The organism is Mannheimia sp. E30BD, assembly GCF_041807785.1.
GTDB lineage: Bacteria > Pseudomonadota > Gammaproteobacteria > Enterobacterales > Pasteurellaceae > Mannheimia.
This window is the reverse complement of the sequence record NZ_JBGTYX010000042.1, coordinates 1-5,177: the sequence shown is the minus strand read 5'-3', so window position 1 is coordinate 5,177 and position 5,177 is coordinate 1. Positions and strand designations below refer to the sequence as shown.

Annotated in this window: 5 protein-coding genes; all 5 read left to right on the top strand. The window is 40.6% G+C overall.

The window, feature by feature from the left end:
• Nucleotides 1–263 precede the first annotated feature (263 nt).
• Nucleotides 264–665 (top strand): hypothetical protein, encoded by a 402-nt coding sequence (locus ACERCG_RS12030; protein ID WP_373612289.1) that lies wholly within the window; start codon nt 264–266, stop codon nt 663–665.
• Nucleotides 662–1,012: a hypothetical protein gene (locus ACERCG_RS12025; RefSeq protein ID WP_373612288.1), complete on the top strand. Its 351-nt coding sequence runs from the start codon at nt 662–664 to the stop codon at nt 1,010–1,012. The genes ACERCG_RS12030 and ACERCG_RS12025 overlap by 4 nt, the downstream gene beginning before the upstream one ends.
• Before the next feature lie 105 nt (nt 1,013–1,117).
• Nucleotides 1,118–1,390 (top strand): NucA/NucB deoxyribonuclease domain-containing protein, encoded by a 273-nt coding sequence (locus ACERCG_RS12020; protein ID WP_373612290.1) that lies wholly within the window; start codon nt 1,118–1,120, stop codon nt 1,388–1,390.
• Nucleotides 1,391–1,394: 4 nt separating this feature from the next.
• Nucleotides 1,395–2,012: a hypothetical protein gene (locus ACERCG_RS12015; RefSeq protein WP_373612287.1), complete on the top strand. Its 618-nt coding sequence runs from the start codon at nt 1,395–1,397 to the stop codon at nt 2,010–2,012.
• A gap of 356 nt (nt 2,013–2,368) precedes the next feature.
• The gene (locus tag ACERCG_RS12010; RefSeq protein ID WP_373612286.1) at nt 2,369–4,306 is read left to right on the top strand and encodes a hemagglutinin repeat-containing protein; all 1,938 of its coding nucleotides are present in this window, start codon (nt 2,369–2,371) and stop codon (nt 4,304–4,306) included.
• The last annotated feature ends 871 nt before the right edge of the window (nt 4,307–5,177 follow it).

The window sequence follows — 5,177 nt, the reverse complement described above, 5'->3', positions numbered from 1 at the left end:
GTTTAAACATACGGGTGGTGAATGGACTAAATTTATTTTGTTGTTTGAAAATAATGAAATAAAGACAAAGTTTGAATATCAACCTCAATCATTAATTTAGATACGAGCCACGATAGCGCTAGCGTCCACGCTAGTGCTATTTAATATAAGTTACAAGCGGTTAATCATGTGAAGTATTTTGCAAATTTTAGCAGTAAATCAACCGCTTTTCTTGGTACGAGCGAGGACGCTCGCACCATCGGGGTGTTTCGGGCAATAAAAATATGTTGAATTGGTCGGAGTATATTGGAAATGAATATAAGAACACGAAGATTAATTTCTTGCATTTAGGTGGTTCTTATCCGTCTGAAGAAATAGACAAACAAGCGAAAGAGCTATTTGGCAGTGTGAATACCGAATATCACGGTGTGAAAGGAGATGTTGTCTATTCAGGCTTTGGAGGACTATTTATCGGAAATAATCCTAATGCTAAACAAGTAGCAGGGTTGTCATTCGGTCAAGCACATTCAGAAGCTAATCAGAATATAAATAATTTGAAGTATGTTTATGACAAAAAAGATAACAAGGAAAGAAAACAATGGGAAAAAGCAGAAGATACTTTAAACAAAGTGTATCCGAATAGTGGTATTAGAGAATTTAATAAAGTAAATGAGGTGAATAAATGAGATTGTTTACTTGTTTATTAGCCTCCTTAGTTCTGACTGGATGTTTATTTTGGGAGTTAATGCCGTCATATTCCTCGTATTGGGATGAAGATATTTGGATACATAAAAATACCAAGCAACCTTTAAATAGAGATATTGATATGGATTGCTTTAATAAGTCCCTTGAAGGATTTGAGATTAAAAATATATCAGGACTACCAAGGGTAGTAGGAGAGGATAATCGGGCAAAATCAGAAAAAATATATGCTTCTTGTTTAAGAAGAAAAGGTTTTATATTTAATGCCAGTTATAAATACTGTTATAAATTTAGAGAAATTTGTGATCGATATAATGAATATAGAAAATGAACAACTAGCCAGCATGTACGCTCACGGCATTATGAATAAAAATGATGATGACCGCTTGGAACAGTTTCTGTATCAAGATCTAAATATCCAGAAACCGTTTCCCATATAGAAGATTCAATTGGTCAAGGTAAGCCAGCAGTTTTAACAATTGATCGAAAAGGTGCATCTCAACGGAGAAAAGAGGCATTAATGGATACTCCAAGTAAAGCAGGCTATGATCGAGATGAGTATCCTCCTGCTATGTTTAAAGAAGGTGGTAAAGGAGCATCAGTGAGATATATCTCCCCAAAAGATAATAGAGGTGCTGGTAGTTGTATAGGGCATCAGTGTAAGCAGTATTCTGATGGTGATAAAGTCAAAATTGAAATTAAGGAGTGAACTTGTGAAGTACTTCAATAAATTAATCAGTATATCAAGTGAATCTATCAATAGTATAAGGAATGTAGATTTGCCAGTTGAGTTAAAAAAACTATATAGAGAAAAAAATGGTTTTGTAGCATTTGAAGGTACTTTCCGTATTTATGATATAGAAACCCTACTTAATATTAATAACTTAATTAAGTTAGAATTGAGCATAGGACTTATATTTTTTGGTGATAATGCTTTAGGTGAGGGATTTTGCATCAAAGGTGATGATTTTTATAAGTATGACTTTGAACTTGATGAGTTAGAGTTTATGGGGAAGGGAATAGAAGAATTTTCTTATACATTATTATCAAAATATAATTATTATACTGGATATGAATTAGCTAAGGACTGGATGAAATATAATAATGTGTTGGATATAAATAATATTCTTATGCCTATAATTCCGTTTTCACTAGGCGGCGAGTATTCAAACGAAAATTTAGTAGCCTATCCTAGATATGAGGGAATAAAAATAAAAATTAAATTTTGCAAAACTATCAGTGAATATAGTGATGGTATGCAGGTGAAGTTAGATGAGTTATATAATCTAAATTCCTTAGATAGTTCTATTACCCACACTAGTGCTATTTAATATAAGTTACAAGCGGTTAATTATGTTGAGTATTTTGCAAATTTTAGAAGTAAATCAACCGCTTGTTTTGGTACAAACGAGGACGCTCGTACTATCGGGGAATAGGGAAAAATGCGGTGGAGAATAATTTCTTATCACAATCTGAATATGCAGAACTTGAACGGTTAATATTTTTTTGATAAAAGATTTTGGAATATATGTACAACAGTCATTAGAACTGATGAATTAGATACAATTATGAGATCAGCATATAATTATATATTAAATTCAAATTAGTAACTCATATGGTTTATAGGTCTGGTTTATCTTACGATAACCCTAGGTAGTGCTATCTAAATATAAGTTACAAGCGGTTAATGATGTTAAGTATTTTGCAAATTTTAGTGAATACAGAGAACAGCTTTATTCGCACGCAATTAGACCGGCTTGCGAGTGTCGCTGTCACAGGCGATAACGGCAAGTTCAGCATTCAAAGCGGGGGCGATGTGACGGTAAAAGCCGCTTTTCTGAATAGTGCAGGCACGATGGATATTGAAGCGAAGAACTCGCTCAACATTACCACGTTAAAGACCAAAAACCGAGAGCATTACAATGGAGATGCCGATAACTACTACCGCTTAGACCAAACACAAGAGGTGGGTAATATCATTTCGGCGAAAGGGGATATTCGTGCGATAAGCGGTGGCGATATGGTAGTTCGCCAGTCTGACATCAGCAGTGAATCGGGCGAAGTGTTGCTCGGCTCACGCCAAGGGGATGTGCGGATTGAGGCAGGCAGAGCGGAAGAGCGATTGGAAACCGCCAGAAAATCGACCAGCCGAGGTATTTTAAGTAAAACTACATCTGCATATCGTTACACACACGACATCAGTGAAGCCATCGGTAGCAATATAGACGGACGTAAAGTGAATGTGGTTTCGTCATCAGGCGATGTGCTGGTAAAAGGCTCCTCAGTGGTAGGCGATGAAGGGTTAGATATTGATGCGAAGAATAATGTGTCTATTGTGTCGGATATAAACACCCGCTACCAAGACGAGCTGAGTATGAGCAAAAAATCGGGCTTAATGGGCAGTGGTTTTGGCTTTACGATAGGCTCGAAGAAAGAGCAGGTAGAGCAAGACCAGATGCAACAAAGTGCGGCACGGAGTCAGGTTGGGAGTTTAAGCGGTGATACGGTAATTAAAGCGGATAATCACTACCAACAAACGGGCAGTGTGGTGACTTCCCGTGATGGTGATGTGGATATTTTGGCTAAAACGGCAACGGTAACGGCTGCCCGTTCGGATTATGAAAGCAACTACAAACGCACCACAGAGCAAAAAGGGGTGACGGTGGCGATTAGCACACCGATAACGAATGCGATACAAGCGGTTGAAAACACCGTAAATTCTGCAAAATCGGTGGGTAGCAGTAAAAATGACCGCATTAATGCATTAGGGGCAGTGAATGCTGGTTTTGAAGCAATGCGGACCGTAGAGCAAGTAGGCAAGTTAGCCGAAGCATTAAGCCAAAACCCAACGCAAGCCTTAAGCCAAGATGTGAGTGTGTCGATTACCTATGGCGAGCAAAAAAGCGTAGAAACCCAACATAGTGAAGGGAACAAGGTAGAAAAAAGCCAAATCAACGCCGGAGGTAAGGTAAATATCAACACCAAAGGAGACGGCAAAAACTCGACCTTAACGATTGCAGGTAGTGATGTCTCAGGCAAAGGAGGTACGCATCTGAAAGCTGAAGGCGATGTGAATATTTTAGCCGTGGATGAAAACCACCTTGAACGGAGTCAAAACAAATCGAGTGGTTTTAATGCTGGCATAGCATTACAGCTTGACAACACAGGCAGTGCAGCACTGGGCGTAACGGCAGGTGGTAACGTGGCAAAAGGCTATGGCAACGGTGAAAGCCGAGCTTGGGTGGGCAGCCAAGTGGGAAGCCAAACTAGCCAAACGGAAATTGAAAGTGGAGGTGATACGAATATTGTCGGTTCACAAGTCAAGGGTAAATCTGTCAAAGTGAATGCAGAAAATCTCAATATTCAAAACTTGCAAGATACAATGAAGTATGTGGGTAAGCAAGAAAGTGCCAACGGACAAGTGACGGTGGGCTATGGCGTTTCAGGCAGTGCCAGTTACAGCAAATCGAAAATGAATGCGAATTATGCGAGCGTCACNAGAAAGTGCCAACGGACAAGTGACGGTGGGCTATGGCGTTTCAGGCAGTGCCAGTTACAGCAAATCGAAAATGAATGCGAATTATGCGAGCGTCACTCAACAGGCAGGGATATTTGCGGGGGATGAGGGTTATGACATTGATATTGCCAACCACTCGGATTTAAAAGCTGGGTTAGTAACCTCAACGGACAAAGCCGAAGCGGAAGGTAAAAACCGTTTCAGCACAGGCACGCTGAATGCCACGAACCTTGATAACCACGCAGACTATAAAGGCAGTGCGGTAGGTGTAAGTGCAGCAGGTGATTACAAAGGTGGTTGGAACGGTCAGAAAGTGGATAAAGAGGGCAACCCAACCCACAGCGTGAGTAATGTGGTGGGTTATGGTAAAGACCAAGACAGCCAATCCAGCCAAACAACATCCGGCATTAACACGCAGAACCTGATTATTCGAGATGAACAAGGACAATTAAACCAAACAGCCAAAACGGCTACTCAAATCAAGGAAGAGGTAAAAACCGACATCACGACTGAAACAGCAGAAAGCCATTCAGGTAAACTTGAAAACCGTTTTGACAAAGATAAATTGCAAAAAGAGTTGGATTATCAGGTTAAATCCATTCAAGACTTCCAAGCAGTGACAGTAGCAACCATCAATGAAAAAGTGGCAAATCACGCAGAAAGCAAACGGGCAGAGGCAGAGCAGGCGAAAGTGGCAGGAAACACAACCAAAGCCCGAGAGCTGGAACAAGAAGCGGAGAAATGGGAAACAGGAGGAGCTTACCGACAAGGGGTTGATGCAGTTACCAATGCAGTAGGCTTAGCCTTAGGTGGCAGTCCAACGGCAGGGGCAATCGCAGGGGCAGCTTCGCCTTATATCAACACAGAAATCAAACAGGCAACAGAGGGTAATACAGAAGCGAACCTGATAGCTCACGCCTTTTGGGGAGCGGTGGAAGCCTATGCACAAGGCGGTAAGGCCGGTGCAGGAGCGGTTGCA